Annotated in this window: 12 protein-coding genes; 8 read left to right on the top strand and 4 right to left on the bottom strand. The window is 46.7% G+C overall.

All coding sequences use genetic code 11. The features are described from left to right. Window positions 1–89 precede the first annotated feature (89 nt). Window positions 90–1,199 carry an acyloxyacyl hydrolase gene (locus tag AC1DYT_RS03100; RefSeq protein WP_477468189.1) on the bottom strand — a complete coding sequence of 370 codons (1,110 nt, stop codon included), beginning with the start codon at window positions 1,197–1,199 and terminating at the stop codon, window positions 90–92. Between the two features lie 234 nt (window positions 1,200–1,433). Here AC1DYT_RS03100 and AC1DYT_RS03105 point away from each other — a divergent pair, with 234 nt between their 5' ends. The 7 genes from AC1DYT_RS03105 to hisS all read left to right on the top strand — a co-directional run bounded on the left by AC1DYT_RS03105 (window position 1,434) and on the right by hisS (window position 8,462). Further along, window positions 1,434–2,360, top strand: a complete 927-nt coding sequence (locus tag AC1DYT_RS03105) for an FAD:protein FMN transferase (RefSeq protein WP_477468190.1) — start codon at window positions 1,434–1,436, stop codon at window positions 2,358–2,360. Between the two features lie 158 nt (window positions 2,361–2,518). Beyond that, the gene (locus tag AC1DYT_RS03110; protein WP_477468191.1) at window positions 2,519–2,869 is read left to right on the top strand and encodes a hypothetical protein; all 351 of its coding nucleotides are present in this window, start codon (window positions 2,519–2,521) and stop codon (window positions 2,867–2,869) included. Between the two features lie 24 nt (window positions 2,870–2,893). Further along, window positions 2,894–3,805, top strand: a complete 912-nt coding sequence (locus AC1DYT_RS03115; protein ID WP_477468192.1) for a hypothetical protein — start codon at window positions 2,894–2,896, stop codon at window positions 3,803–3,805. A gap of 6 nt (window positions 3,806–3,811) precedes the next feature. Then, on the top strand, window positions 3,812–4,495 hold the full coding sequence (locus AC1DYT_RS03120; RefSeq protein WP_477468193.1) for a response regulator transcription factor: 684 nt from the start codon (window positions 3,812–3,814) through the stop codon (window positions 4,493–4,495). A gap of 4 nt (window positions 4,496–4,499) precedes the next feature. Beyond that, a complete protein-coding gene (locus AC1DYT_RS03125) occupies window positions 4,500–5,828 on the top strand; it encodes a sensor histidine kinase (protein WP_477468194.1) in 1,329 nt (442 codons plus the stop codon). 217 nt (window positions 5,829–6,045) lie between these two features. Continuing rightward, window positions 6,046–6,723 (top strand): YiaD family glycine zipper/OmpA-like lipoprotein, encoded by a 678-nt coding sequence (locus AC1DYT_RS03130; protein ID WP_477468195.1) that lies wholly within the window; start codon window positions 6,046–6,048, stop codon window positions 6,721–6,723. Window positions 6,724–6,950: 227 nt separating this feature from the next. After that, on the top strand, window positions 6,951–8,462 hold the full coding sequence (gene hisS / locus AC1DYT_RS03135) for a histidine--tRNA ligase (RefSeq protein WP_477468196.1): 1,512 nt from the start codon (window positions 6,951–6,953) through the stop codon (window positions 8,460–8,462). A gap of 124 nt (window positions 8,463–8,586) precedes the next feature. Here the strand turns inward: hisS and AC1DYT_RS03140 are convergent, their stop codons facing one another. The 3 genes from AC1DYT_RS03140 to AC1DYT_RS03150 all read right to left on the bottom strand — a co-directional run bounded on the left by AC1DYT_RS03140 (window position 8,587) and on the right by AC1DYT_RS03150 (window position 13,298). Beyond that, complete coding sequence (locus AC1DYT_RS03140; protein ID WP_477468197.1) at window positions 8,587–10,440, bottom strand: PAS domain-containing sensor histidine kinase; 1,854 nt, start codon at window positions 10,438–10,440, stop codon at window positions 8,587–8,589. Between the two features lie 274 nt (window positions 10,441–10,714). Then, window positions 10,715–11,914, bottom strand: coding sequence for a DUF1501 domain-containing protein (locus AC1DYT_RS03145; RefSeq protein ID WP_477468198.1), 1,200 nt, complete (start codon window positions 11,912–11,914; stop codon window positions 10,715–10,717). 13 nt (window positions 11,915–11,927) lie between these two features. Next, window positions 11,928–13,298, bottom strand: coding sequence for a DUF1800 domain-containing protein (locus AC1DYT_RS03150; protein WP_477468199.1), 1,371 nt, complete (start codon window positions 13,296–13,298; stop codon window positions 11,928–11,930). Window positions 13,299–13,426: 128 nt separating this feature from the next. Between AC1DYT_RS03150 and AC1DYT_RS03155 the strand changes: the two genes are divergently transcribed. Further along, on the top strand, window positions 13,427–14,023 hold the full coding sequence (locus AC1DYT_RS03155; protein ID WP_477468200.1) for a DUF3857 domain-containing protein: 597 nt from the start codon (window positions 13,427–13,429) through the stop codon (window positions 14,021–14,023). The last annotated feature ends 3 nt before the right edge of the window (window positions 14,024–14,026 follow it).

The raw sequence follows: 14,026 nt of genomic DNA on the forward strand, positions 1-14,026 counted from the left end.
TCTTGAAAACCGCCAGACCATAAATTAATTCTCTTTTCTTCGTCGACTCTTTTCCTGGATTCTAATGCGCGGATGCTTTCTCCTTCAGCTTAATGCGCGCGGAAAATTAAGCCGCCACCCAAATAATCGCAATCGCTGCCGTGTATGTAGGCCTTAACCTGTAGGGCCATCCATGGCAGCACATAATATTTCACGCCGGGGGTCCAATAGCTGTTGATATTGGTGGTGCTTTTATAGTGCAGGTAAAAGCCATAGTTAGCCATAATAGCCAACCGCCCCATCCACAAATCTACACCGCCGCTTAGGCCGTATCGCCATCTGTCGTACGAGGTGCCATGATACTGGTAGGTAGGCTCCAGGTTGGTTTTGGGGTCGTTATCGGGATGGTAGAGGGTATAATAGTAAACGGCCTCTCCTCCGGCCTTTAAGCTCAGTACCGGGCTTAGGCGATAATTGTAAGCTGCGGAAAAACCTGTTTTATATAATCCACCTTCGGCTTTTTGCACCCCACGCCGGCCCACATCAAACCCTATTTCGAACGAATGTTTATAAAACTCACTGAATGCCTTGCTGCTGGTTTGCGGCCCCGGGGTGTTCAGCGTTTTGATGAGGCCGAATGAAGCCTCTACCGTGTTGATGCCATTGTTAGGCACCCGTACCGCGCCGTTGGAGTAATGGAAAATATCTATTCCCCCCTTTATAGCAATGGTTTGGCTCAGCGGGGTTGAAATAAACACCCCCGCTTGTGTACACAAATTAATGTGGCTGCCAATAAGCGGGTTGCCGTTAGAAAAGTACGTGCCTGTAGCATAAGCAACACCCAATGCCGGGGCAAAAACCAGGCGCGTGCCACCGAGTTTTACAATAGGGATCTCTAAACGCCCCATTACTGTGTAAACATGGCCTATCGGATGCGTTGTAGACACGCTATCTACCACGCTTACATTGTTAAAGCTGCGCATGCCGAACACGGCATCTATAGCTTGGATATTGAGTATGCGGATGTATGGCGCTTTGTTGTTTGCCATATCAAAGTGGTAGGCAAACTCCGCCCCAAGCAAATGGCCGGGCAGCTTGTATTTTTCTGCGGTGAACGAGCTTAAGCCCACCAGGCCGTTTAGCTCTGCCTTGTTGCCGTTTTGGGCCATTAAACACCTGGACGTACACAGCAGTAAAGCAAAAAGGGCGAGTTTTCTCATAAGTAGGCGGCCCGTACTTGCTGGCCGGTTTAGTTGTTTAAGATTATCAGGTATGAAATATATATTGTAATATTTATATATATCGCTGGTGCAAAATAATGATTTAATATCATTTCTCGGCGTTTTCATCCCAATTTCATAATGCCCCGCTACATTAGCAATGTTAGGTTAGGCGTTTGCCCGGTTTTTTAAGGCGGCTGCAACTAATCACCACGGTACGTAATCTTGAAGCATATGCTGGCAGTAAAAAATTTAACAGGTATCAATACAATTTTCGCACGCGAAGTACGCCTGATGGGTAATGGATTTGCAATAAGCCTGGTGGCTAATGATGCCGATTGGGCCAATGAACGCATTGATAGCGCCATCAACGAAATAAACCGCGTTGAGAAACTCCTGAGCACCTTTACCGAAGATAGCAAGCTGAACGAGATTAACCGCAATGCCGGCATACGCCCGGTACGCGTAGATGCCGAAATTTTTAATCTGGTTGATAGGGCACTGCAAATATCAGAGCTTACTTACGGCACTTTTGATGTTACCTACCCCGCCAACCAAATTGCCGATGCCGATACCAAGGCAGCAAAACGCAAGCTTAGCCTCACCAACTACAAAAACGTAGTGCTCGATGCCGCAAAACAAACCGTGTTTTTAAAGAACAAAGGTATGCGCATAGGCCTGGGCGCCATAAGCAGAGGCTACGCCGCCGATAGGGCAAAATATATTTTACAGATGGAAGGCGTAAGCAGCGGCGTTATTAATGCCGGCGGCGATTTACTTAGCTGGGGCTTGCAGCCCGATAACACGCCGTGGACCATTGGCACAGCAGATCCATCGCAAGCCGGGCAGCCTTTTGCAGGCGTAAACATCAGCAATATGGCTATTGCTACCTCCTTCAATTCAGAAAAGCTTAATTACACCGGCGGTGCAGTACCTGCGGGCAACATACACCCCGATAGCGGCTTTGCAGTGAGCAAAATAAAAAGCGTAAGCATTATTACGCCCGGTGCTGAGCTTGCCGATGCCATGGCAACCCCTATTATTGCCATGGGCATAAACGCCGGTTTATACCTCATCAATAAACTTAATCAAATGGCCTGCATCATTATTGATGACCATGCCCGGGTTTACACATCAAAAGATATTAAATTAACGGCCTAAGCGTTTGGCGGCTCAATAGGCTATTTATATATTTACCAATATTACTAACCAGGCCTCTATATAAGTTAATTTTTACCCTCGGCTGTTATTATTGATGTAGGCAATTCCCCTTTGGGGGTTGTTTATACGAATAATAACGCATTTGTTTTCCTTCTGAAATGATAAAGTGGTTTTTGTATATTGTACTCTTGTTGATATCCGCACCACGCCTTTTATCTGCCAGCTCCAATATCAGCAGCAATCATAATTTTCGTGGCGGTGCCATGCATATAGACGCGCGCCCGGTTTTTCAACAACAGCGCGATACAACTAACAAAGACAAAAAACGGCAGCAGGAAGAAGAGAAAAAGAAAATAAAAGAGGTAGCCAAGGCCAAAAAACAACCTAAGCCCGAAAAAGTGGAAGAAATAGACCCGCTTACCGGCAAGCCAAAAGTGAAGCCAAAACGGCAGCGACGGCCCGATGGCATGGAGCGGCCACCCGAAATTCCCAGAAGAAACAATAATTAATACTAAGTTTACCGCGTTTTATCAATGAGATACTTCGGCATATTAGTTTTAGTAATGAGTTGCAATGCGTTTAACGCAGCAGTGGCAAAGCCTGCATCCTTTGCAGGCCTGCAAACCCGTTTGGTAGCCGATACAGATACCGTTGCCAAAGCCGTTGCCGATACCAATGTTATCGTACGCAAAAACTCGCTTTCGGCGGGGATAAATTATGGCAGCGATGCGCTGTTCTTCGGCCGTACAGGCCCCAAAAAGTACCCATTTATGGCTGCCGATTTGGTAGTGAATTACAAATCGGGCTTTTTTATATACGGCTCGGCGCTAAAGGTATTAGGTTACGAAGTGCCTTTGGTTGATGAGATAGACGTTGGCGGCGGGTACTTCTACCGCCTGTCTAAAAACTTTACCGGCACGCTAAGCTATACGCGGTTTATTTTCAATAATAAGTCGGCTATCATCAAGTCGGCCTCATCCAACGATATCAACTTCAAAAACTCGTACGATTGGGGCTTCGCGAAAACCAGCCTGGTGGCCGATTACCTTTTTGGTAAATCGTACGATGTGTTTGCCACTGTCAGCAACTCCAAATACTGGGAGAGCAGCTGGAGTATTTTCGACGACCAGGATTACCTTTCCATCAACCCATCGTTCAACTTTATATTGGGTACGCAAAACTTTGTACAGCGGTACTCTATCGACCATAAGTACCAGCTTGAGGCTGATAATATCTATATCCGCAACCAGAACGCGACGGGGGCTCGCGCCAACGCCAAATTCACCATGCTCAATTACAGCTTCAAGATACCCGTATCGTACAACAGGCCGCATTACACGCTGGAGTTCTCGTACAAATATTCTATCCCGGTAAATGTGGAAGGAGCCCTGCTCAACCGCCGCGAATCTTTTTACAACCTTACATTTTATTACGTTTTTTATTGATGCCCGATGAATGTTTTAATAATAGAGGATGAAAAAGCGCTGGCTTATGAGATGGAGCTGTTCTTATCCAAGAACAACTATATCTGCGAACTATGCTTCAACGGCGCATCGGCATCTGAAAAAATTGCCGTTAACCTCTACGATTTTATACTGATAGACCTTGGCCTGCCTGATTATGAAGGCTTGGATCTGCTTAAAGAAGCCAAACGCAACCGCCCAGAAGCAGCCTGCATCATCCTTACCGCCCGCGCCGAAGTTTACGACCGTATAAAAGGCCTTGACCTGGGTGCCGACGATTACCTGGCCAAGCCCTTCTCGCTGCTGGAACTGCAAAGCCGTATGCAAGCCATCACCCGCCGCAAGTTTGGGCTGGTAAACCAGGTAGTAGACCTTGATGGTTTTTTGGTAAACCTTACCGACCGCACCATCACTTACATGAGCAATGCGGTTAGCGCTATTACTAAAAAAGAGTTCGACCTGATTGCTTACCTTATATTGCATAAGAACCGCACCTTAACCCGTGCGCAGCTCAGCGAACACATTTGGGGCAGCGTAGTGAACGACGATTACGACAGCAACTTTATTGACGCCCACATCAAAAATATACGTAAAAAACTGGGTGCCTTTGCCGCCGCCGATTGGCTGGAAACCGTGCGCGGGTTGGGTTATCGTATAAAAACAAACGTTTAAGTATTTGAAGCTAAAAACCAAACTAACGCTGTTTAATGCCTTATCAAAACTGGTAATCGTAACCCTTTTTGTGCTTTTGCTGCCCTCCATTATCGAAAGCATCAACCGCAACTATACCGACGACCGCCTCATTAAACAAAAGGATAAGCTGCTGCAGATAGTAAAGGAGAAGGGCATACAAACCTATATAGAAGACGGGCAAAGCTACGGCAGCTACCTGCCGCTAAAGGAAGAGTATATTAGTTTGGATGAAGCGGAGCCCGATTACTACGCCGATACCATACAAAATGAACGCCGCTCGGTTGAGCGCGACACTATCGATTACCGCATCCTGAGCCATACCTTTATGGTTGGCAAAAAGAACTACCTGCTGGAAATTGGCAAAAGCACCGAAACCATAGACGATACCACCGGCCCCTTGCAAAACATCGCTTTCCTGATATTGCTGGGCATGATATTGCTCACCATCCTGGCCGATCAGGTGTATTCTAACTATATCCTCGCGCCCTTAAGCCGCATTATACGCACCAAGCTGGTGGGCGCCAAGTTCCCCAGTTTTACCTCGTATGCGCAGGTTAAAACCACCACCTCCGATTTTCAGCATCTCGATTTCAGCATCCATAAGATGATTGAAACTATTGAGCATGCTTTCCAAAAAGAGCGGGAGTTTATCTCCAACGCCTCGCACGAGCTGATGACCCCAATCTCTATCCTGCAATCCAAAATCGAGAATATGTTTCAGCAGGAGGATATAAACGATGAGATGAAGGTGCGCATGCTGGAGATGCAGAAAATACTTAACAGGCTCAAGAGCATTACCAAAACGCTACTGTTGATATCGCAGATAGAGAACGAGCAGTTTTTGAAGGAAGACGAGATATCGCTAACGGATATGCTGCAGGATTTGTATGAAGAGATATCCATACGCCTGCAGGAGAAAAACATAGGCTACGCGCTGGCACTGAGCCAGGATGCAGCACTGGTTAACGTAAACAAGTTTTTGCTGTTCAACTTGCTGTTCAATCTGGTAAACAACGCCATTAAGTACAATAAGCCCGATGGCTCAATTATTGTAAACGGCGAAAAGGTAAAGAATTACTACGTAATCAGCATAAACGATACCGGCATAGGCATCGCCGAAGACGAATTGCCCTACATTTTCGACAGGTTCAAAAAAATAAAACAATCGCCTAAGCAGGATAGCTTTGGACTGGGGCTGCCCATCGTAAAATCGATAGCGGCTTTCCACGGAATAGAGCTGCAGGTGCGTTCGGAGAAAGGCGTAGGCAGCACCTTTACGCTCATCATCCCGGCAAAGCTTATCAGGCAATAGGCGTTTTTAGCTAATTTTGTCCTAAATTACAGTCAGTAGCTGTAGGGAATATTTGTGGCAACTGCCATTTTTACCTTCTGGCTTTCCCTTGAATTAAAAAACTATAGTTGTGGTATGGTTTTTTAAGCCTGGTGGATAATGCTTGTGAATTGCTGCCAAACGCAGGGTTTGGCATCTGCTTTGCAAGTGTTTAACCAAATACACAACTATATACAACATGAAGACTTTAAAATTAAGGATAGCTACTTTCAGTATTGCAATAGCTTCGTTAGGTGTTATCGGCAGCGGCTGTAACTCATTAACCAAAACACAAAAGGGTGCTGCCATTGGCGCAGGTGCCGGTGGTACCATTGGTGCATTTATTGGTAAAGCAGCTGGTAACACTGCCCTGGGTGCTATAATAGGCGGTGCTGTTGGCGGTACAGCCGGTGCATTCATAGGCCGTAACATGGATAGGCAGGCTGCTGAAATAAAACAAACCGTGCCGGGCGCAACCGTTATCCGCGAAGGGGAAGGTATCCTGGTGAAATTCGATTCGGGTATTTTATTCGATATCAATAAGTCGGACCTTAAGGCCGCTGCCCGTACCAACCTGCAAAACCTGGCGGCATCATTGGTGAATAATCCGCAAACAAACATCCTGATTGTGGGCCACACCGACAATACCGGTGGCGATGCGCTTAACATGGCTCTTTCAATCCGCAGGGCCGAAGCCGTGAAAGCTTTTATAGCCGCAAGTAACGTTGCAAGCTCAAGGTTAACTACATCTGGTAAAGGCGAATCTGAACCGATTGCCGATAACAGCACCGTTGACGGCCAGGCACAGAACCGCCGTGTAGAAATCGTAATCGTTGCCAACGAGCAAATGAAGAACCAGGCCCGTAGCGCCCAATAAACATTTAATAAGACAGAGAAATAATAGTTTCAACATAAGCCCTTCCGAGCATTCGGGAGGGCTTTGTTTTTTGGGCTAAGCCGAGGCGAAAAACGCGCCTTCGTCCTTGCGAGCGATAGCGCGGCAATCATCGGTAAGCAGAGCGGTATTGCAAATGAAGCGCTTCGTTTGATGCAAATCAAAGTTCGCTCCTTCTTAAGCTTCCCGCGTTTTCGTACATTTGCGCCATGGCATCCATCAAACCATCTGTACCCAAGGGCACCCGCGATTTTTCTCCGGCCGAAATGGCTAAACGCAATTTCATCTTCGATACCATTAAAGGCGTGTTCCGCAAGTATGGCTATCAGCAGATAGAAACGCCAACCATGGAGAACCTGAGCACCCTCACCGGTAAGTATGGAGATGAGGGGGATAAGCTGATATTTAAGGTATTGAATAGTGGGGACTATTTTTCTAAGTCTCCCACATTTAAGCAGCTTACCGCGTTAGAGGGTGACTATCTTCAAGCCAAGGTACGTGAAGGAAAAGGACAGCCTGCATATGACGAGGGGATTGTTGACCCGGTTGCTGAGCGTAAACCAGAGTTCGAAGAATTGGCATTAAAATTTGTTGATGAATGTATTGACTATAATAAATTTGCAATAGTTATCTCCGAAAAAGCCCTCCGCTACGACCTCACCGTTCCCTTTGCCCGGTACGTAGTGCAGCACCAAAATGAGATTACCTTCCCGTTCAAGCGGTTCCAGGTGCAGCCGGTATGGCGTGCCGATAAGCCCCAAAAAGGCCGCTATCGCGAGTTTTACCAGTGCGATGTGGATGTAGTGGGCTCTGCTTCATTGCTTAACGAAGCGGAATTTGTGATGATTTACGACGAGGCTTTAAGCCTGTTGGGACTGAAGGATTTTACCATAAAAATAAATAATAGAAAAATTCTATCAGGAATTGCGCAAGTAATAGATAAATACGATAGTATAATTGACCTCACCGTAGCCATTGATAAGCTGGATAAAATAGGCTTAGACGGCGTGATAAAAGAGCTGTTAGAGCGCGGCTTTACCGCAGCTGATATTGATAAACTGAAGCCCGTTATTTTGCTGGAAGGTAATAACGCGGAGAAACTGCAAAAGCTGCGCGAGGCATTGGCTACATCTGAGATTGGCCTTCAAGGCTGCGACGAACTGGAAACTGTGTTTAACTATCTGCAATACACACCGCTAAAGCGCGCTACACTGGAACTGGACATTACCCTCGCCCGCGGCCTGAACTATTATACCGGCGCTATCTTCGAAGTGAAGACCAACGAAGTGGCCATGGGCAGCATAGGCGGCGGAGGCAGGTACGACGACCTTACCGGCATGTTCGGCCTGAAGGGCTTAACCGGTGCGGGTATCTCTTTTGGTGCCGACCGTATTTATGATGTGATGGAGGAACTGAACTTATTCCCGGCATCGGCAGAACAAAGCACACAGGTGCTCATCATCGGGTTCGATGCTGCAGCGGAAGCTTATGCTTTGCCATTGTTGCAGCAACTGCGTAACAATAACGTGAATGCCGAACTTTACCCTGCAGGGGCCAAGCTGAAAAAGCAAATGGAATACGCCAACAACAAGCAGATACCCTACACTGTCCTTATCGGCAGCGACGAGATGCAGAGCGGGTTGCTCAGCTTTAAAAACATGCAAAGCGGCGAACAGGAAAAGTTAAGTGCAGAAGCTATTTTGGCGAGGTTTGGGGCTTAGGTTGAGCTCATTTGTCTGAACTCGAATTAAACGAATTTTATGAATTTCCAGAAAGCCTTAGTGTTGGTGCAGCAATTCTGTAAAATTCGTTAATTCCCCCAAATTCGAGTTCAGAAAAATACGGTTACCCCAAATAAATTTTAAAAGTAGTCCCTTTACCCAACTCGCTTTCTACCTCTATTTTACCCCCAAAGGCTTCCACCTGGTTTTTGGTAATAAACAACCCTATGCCCCTGGCATCGCGGTTGCCGTGGAAGGTTTTATACATGCCGAACAAATCCGCACCATTTTTTTTCAGGTTGATGCCTACGCCATTGTCGGCAATGGTAAAGCCGTATGCGCCATTGGGCTCGGTAAAATAATCAATGATGATTTTTGGGGGCTGAGTTGCCGAGCGGTATTTGATGCCATTGCTTACCAGGTTAAGGATGATGCTCTCCAGGTAGGCCGGGCTATAGGTTAAAATGAAGTCGGCCGGAATCCGGTTGTCAATATCTACCTTCCACATCGCGATATCATTGCTCAGTAATTCCGTGACCTTTTCGAAATAAGTACGCAGGTTAAGCTTGCTGGTTTGGATGTCGATATTAGTTTGTATCGATACTACTTCGTTTAAATTGGCGATGGTTTCATTCAGCTGTTCCGATACTTTCAGGAGATGCCCTGACAGCTCCTCTTTTTCCTCGGTTTCGGTCATCGGGTCGCCCAATACATCCATTATCATTTTAAAATTGCTGGCATGCGTGCGCAAATTGTGCGATACGATGTAGGCAAAATTCAGCAACCTGTTGTTTTGCCCGCTCACCAGGTTTAAGGTATCGCGTAATTGCTGTTCCTTATTTTTTTGGTCGCTGATGTCGGTATGGGTGCCAATGATACGGGCGGGTTTATTGTCGCTGTCGTACTCCATCACCTTACCGCGATCCAGCACCCACTTGTAAGTATTGTCCTTACATAAAACCCGGTGCTGGTTGGTGTAGATATCGGTTTCTCCGCGCAGGTGGGCTTTTAAATCAGCGATGTATTTAGCTTTATCGGCCGGGTGTACACGACTGGTCCACTCACCAAGTTTGGTTCCAAAATCCTCTTTTTCCATGCCTATCATCCGCAAACATTGTTCTGAGTGATAGATAGTGCCATTTTTTATGTCCCAATCCCATAGGCCGCCACCGGTACCTTCCGATGCGAATACCCACCTCCGTTCGCTTTCGCGCAGGGCTTCTTCGGCTTCCCTTCGGGCGGTGATATCCTTTATTTGCGATACGAAGTACAAGGGCTCGCCATCCTGCCCTAACACTAAAGATACGTTGAGCACTATCCAAATAACATTTCCGGTTTTAGTGTAATAGCGTTTCTCCAGCTGGTAGTTCTGGATTTCTTTGTTCAGGGTTTTTTGCAGCAGGGTAAGGTCTGCCTCCAAATCGTCGGGGTGGGTTATCTCCTGGAAGGTTTTTACCAGCAGCTCCTCGCGGGTGTAGCCAAGCAAATCGCAAATACTCTTGTTTACTTTCAAAAATTTCCCCTCGGTAGATACCAGCACCATGCCGATGGAAGAATGCTCGAACGCATTACGGAAAGTTTCTTCGCTTATCTCCAGGTTTTGCTCAGCTTTTTTGCGTTGGGTAATATCAAAGTGGCAACCCACCATACGGAGGGGCTTATCGCCATCCCACTCAATTACCCGGCCGGTGCTGTTTACCCAAACTATGCTGCCGTTTTTGTGGCGATAGCGCACCTCAACGTTGTAGGGGGTTACGCCGTGGCTTTTGTAATGCCCGCTAACGCAATTATCCATCACCACCTTGTCTTCGGGCAATATAAGGTTGGCCCAGGTGGCGGTGGTGTTGGGCAGTTCATCGTCCTGGTAGCCAAACATAGCTTTAAAAACCGGGCTTAAGATTACCTTATTTTCTTGTATGTAGTAATCCCAATAGCCGGCAAGTGTCTCTTCCAGAATGATTTTATAGATATCCTCCATTAAACAGGGGTGGGTTAGGGCTATTAATTTTATGTAAAATACAATATTTGAGTTAATTACGAAAAGGAGGCGCAAATATATTATAAAATAGCAGAGGAGGAGGGTGATTTTCGGTTAGTTGAGAGGGTAAGTGGCCGGGATGGGCTGGCGATTAGACCCAACACGCTGCTGCTTTGAGACTATTGCCGGCGGCCTCTCTCACTTGTAAAGGGAGATTGAGAGATAGGTCTAGCACGGATCTCTACCTCATCGCTGTTTCTGCATTCAAAATCACCTATACAAAATCCAGTCCGGCAAAGTTTTTATTAAGCACCTGGCTGTTACTTACATTTAGCCATTTATCCAGCAGCGTGGCGTACACCGAACGGAAATCTACCTCGTATTTCAGGTCGCCGTTATCCAGTTGGGCCAGGTTTGGCGCATTGTTATATATGCCGGCCTTTTTTAGCTTGCCGCCAAATAGCATTACGTTGTTGGCGGTGCCGTGATCGGTGCCGTTACTGGCGTTTTGCTCTACACGGCGGCCAAATTCAGAGAATGCCATCACCAACGTATCATCCAGTTTGCCAGCCTGTTTAAGGTCTTTAACAAACGCCGCCACAGCATCTGCATAAATCTTTAGCTGGCGGCCCTGTTGGTTCTGCTGGCCGGTGTGGGTGTCAAACCCGCTCAACGATACATAATAAACCCGCGTTTGCAGGCCCGAGTTGATGAATTTAGCCACGCTTTTAAGCTGATTGGCAAATGGCGTTTGCGGGTATGTGGCGGTAGTATTATAGGTTTTTGAGGTTTGCTGTATATAATCTGCAGATGAATAGGTCTCTATCATGGTTTTATACAGGTAGCCCAGGTTATCCTCGTTCAGGTGGGCAGCATCGTGGCCGTGCACCAATTGCTTAAAGAATGGCTGCCGGGTAGCCTGGTATAACTTGCCGGGGTCCTCTACAGCTATGCCCTTCATTTTTGCGCCTTTGAGGGCGAGTGATAGGGTATCATCAACCTCTATAGCGGTGTAAGGGTTATTGCAGGTAGCGCAGTTAGAATCCAGGTAGCGGCCTATCCAGCCGGTAGTTAAAAATTGATTGGCATCGCTGCCGGTTTGCCATATGTCCATCGAACGGAAGTGCGACCTATCGGGATTGGGGTAACCTACCGAGTTGATCACGCTCATCCAGCCCTGGTCGTAAATTTCTTTCAAAGCAGTCAGGTTAGGGTTGAGACCCTGCATATCGTTCAGTTTGATTATATCGGGCTGCTGTATGGCAATGGTTTTGCGTTTTTGGTAATAAATGTCGTTACCGAAGGGCACGATGGTGTTAAGGCCATCATTACCACCGGATAGCTGTATCACCACCAAATTCTTATAGCCGGAGAGTTGCCCCATGGCCATCGCTTCCAATGGCTTTAAAAACGAAGGGATTAAAAATGCCCCCGAAGCCAATGCCGAACCTCTTAAAAAATCTCTGCGTTTCATAACGGATATGTTTTTAGCATAATTGATATTCTGGTGTAGATACTAATTCAATAGCTAATGCCTTTATATCGGTCGTATTATTTATTACTTCAGTAATGCCAGCACTCAAGGGCGCTGCCAGTAGGGTTTGCGCTAGGGCAGCTTTTCCAGCGCCCCGTGGTATGCTGTTCATGAATTTATCCCAATCGGCCTGTGCCTGTATCTTGGTAATTACAGCTTCCTTTTGTTTGCGGGTGGTGGCTATAAAGGCTTCGTCTTCGGGGTCTACCTTGCCGCTAAACTCAATTACACCGCCATTAAGCACGGTCGAGGGTATCTTGAGCCTGTACATCAATGATGAGCTGTCTATCCAGTTTTTACCGCCCGGCCAGCCCGCAACATTGGGCGGATAAAACAGCACCTGCCCCAGGGCCCGCTCAAATTGTAGCACCACATCGGGGTTTTGATAGGTAATATAAAACTGCCGGTTAAGCCCCACTATAAACTCCACAGGTGCCTTTATCAGGTTGCCGATGTTGGTATCTGCATAAAACCAATCGGCCGTGAATACGTATTGCAACAGCGGCCTTATCTCGTAATTGCCATTGTAAAAAATATCCGCCATGGCGTTGATGTGCGCATCGTTGGGTACATCGTTAACCAGATACCTGTACAGTTTTTTGCAGACGAACAGAGCCGTCTCTTTTTTAGCGAGCAGCATATCGATGATATCCTCGCCTGCAAAATTGCCCGTTTTGCCCAGGAAGATTTTTTGCCCGGTATCATGCTGAAGGGGGCGGGCCACAAAGCTGCCATCCTTCTTAAAACTCCAGCCGGTAAATGCCCGTGCCGATTCCTTTACGTCCTGCTCAGTATAGTTGCCGCGGCCAATGGTAAAAAGCTCCATCAGTTCTCGGGCGAAGTTTTCGTTGGGATGGTTCTTTTGGTTTTGCTGATTGTTCAGAAACTGGAGCATGGCCGGCGCTTTCGATACCTCCATCAGCAGGGTTTTAAAATTGCCGAGGGCGTTGCTGCGCTGTATGTTATTCAGTTGTTGGGCATACCAGGCGTTTTGAGTTCGGCAGGCAAAATGGTTATGCCAAAACAGTGTCATCTTCTCGCGCAGCTGCGCATCGGTACTGCTCATTTTGTTCACCCAATCAATATTCAGGGCTTTTTCTTGCTGGCGCTGCTCCTGCAGAAACATCTTCTTGGTGCCCTCGTTGGCCAATAGAAAGTCTTTGTAGTTGATGTTGCCTGCAATGATGGTGGCCGGGTCGCTGTTTTCTGATGCACGGAACAAAGCCGCTACCGCTTCTTTTACAGATAGCTTCCCAAGGGTATCCAAATCCTCAAACCTAAGGCCAAAGCCCGCCCGTGCATACAAATGCCGGATGCTCTTCATGTTGGCTGTCATACTAGTATGACAGCTTTGGATCAAAAGGGTTTAGTTTTTTTATTTTTAATTAAAAATTATAAGGCGATAGCATATGTGGTCGGTGTACAGTATATTCGCTGTACCAAGCCCTTGTTATGAATTCCAAAACCTTAATTACCCTATTGCTATCGTGCCTGTGTACTTTTGCCAAAGCGCAAACGCAACCCACCACCCAACCCTTCGGAAAAATTGATGTTGCCGACCTGGAGCTAAAATTCTGCGATTTTGAGCAAGGAGCCAACGCCATGGTTTTGTTCGATAAGGGCATAATAGCATATGACGAAAATTTTGACCTGTCGATGGAAAGGCACGTGCGCATCAAGATATTTAACGACAAGGGTAAAGATTTAGCCAATATAAGGGTGGAATTCTTTAGCGGCAACCATTTAGAATACATCAACGGCGTGCAGGCGCAAACCATAAACCTGGTTGATGGCAAACCCGAGATTATCAAACTGGATAAGAAGCTCATCTACACCGAAGTAGTAGATAAAAGCCGGTCGGCTTTAGTGTTTAGCATGCCCAATGTTAAGTCGGGGTCTGTAATAGAGTATAAGTATGTGCTGAATACCAATTCGATAGTTAACTTCCCTGACTGGTATTTTCAGGATATGATACCCTCGCGCTATAACGAGCTCACCACTGTAATGCCCGAGCAGCTTTCTTTTAGCATTAAATCGAATCTTAAGTAGCAG

The organism is Mucilaginibacter sp. P1_D10 (genome assembly GCF_056406215.1).

Coding starts and splice junctions, on each gene's coding strand:
- AC1DYT_RS03145 (WP_477468198.1), bottom strand. CDS start 11,914: ATGAAACGCAGAGATTTTTTAAGAGGTTCGGCATTGGCTTCGGGGGCA.
- AC1DYT_RS03130 (WP_477468195.1), top strand. CDS start 6,046: ATGAAGACTTTAAAATTAAGGATAGCTACTTTCAGTATTGCAATAGCT.
- AC1DYT_RS03150 (WP_477468199.1), bottom strand. CDS start 13,298: ATGAAGAGCATCCGGCATTTGTATGCACGGGCGGGCTTTGGCCTTAGG.
- AC1DYT_RS03155 (WP_477468200.1), top strand. CDS start 13,427: ATGAATTCCAAAACCTTAATTACCCTATTGCTATCGTGCCTGTGTACT.
- AC1DYT_RS03120 (WP_477468193.1), top strand. CDS start 3,812: ATGAATGTTTTAATAATAGAGGATGAAAAAGCGCTGGCTTATGAGATG.
- AC1DYT_RS03100 (WP_477468189.1), bottom strand. CDS start 1,199: ATGAGAAAACTCGCCCTTTTTGCTTTACTGCTGTGTACGTCCAGGTGT.
- AC1DYT_RS03105 (WP_477468190.1), top strand. CDS start 1,434: ATGCTGGCAGTAAAAAATTTAACAGGTATCAATACAATTTTCGCACGC.
- AC1DYT_RS03140 (WP_477468197.1), bottom strand. CDS start 10,440: ATGGAGGATATCTATAAAATCATTCTGGAAGAGACACTTGCCGGCTAT.
- hisS (WP_477468196.1), top strand. CDS start 6,951: ATGGCATCCATCAAACCATCTGTACCCAAGGGCACCCGCGATTTTTCT.
- AC1DYT_RS03115 (WP_477468192.1), top strand. CDS start 2,894: ATGAGATACTTCGGCATATTAGTTTTAGTAATGAGTTGCAATGCGTTT.
- AC1DYT_RS03110 (WP_477468191.1), top strand. CDS start 2,519: ATGATAAAGTGGTTTTTGTATATTGTACTCTTGTTGATATCCGCACCA.